The sequence below is a fragment of the Streptomyces sp. Ru72 genome (assembly GCF_002920635.1).
Taxonomy (GTDB): domain Bacteria; phylum Actinomycetota; class Actinomycetes; order Streptomycetales; family Streptomycetaceae; genus Streptomyces.
On the sequence record NZ_PQSR01000271.1, the window covers coordinates 1 to 219 of the forward strand.

Below are 219 nucleotides of genomic sequence, written 5' to 3' on the forward strand. Positions count from 1 at the left end.
GACCGCTCGGACGGGAGTAGCCGGTGACGTCACTCGAGAAGCCGACCGAAGACGCCCAGCAGGACTCGCGGGCGGTGACCGAGGCCGCGCTCTTCGAGGCGTTCGGCGGGGTCCGCGGCATGGTCGAGACCGTGGTCCCCGGCCTGTTCTTCGTCACGATCTTCACCATCAACAAGAACCTGCACTGGTCGGCGATCGTCGCGCTCGCGGTGTCCCTGC

Annotated in this window: 1 protein-coding gene; it reads left to right on the plus strand. The window is 68.0% G+C overall.

Annotated elements, in window-relative coordinates; all coding sequences use genetic code 11:
• Positions 1–23: 23 nt before the first annotated feature.
• Positions 24–219, plus strand: a 196-nt coding sequence (locus C3488_RS39870; RefSeq protein WP_146068048.1) for a DUF3159 domain-containing protein, incomplete at its 3' end; no start/stop codon positions are given.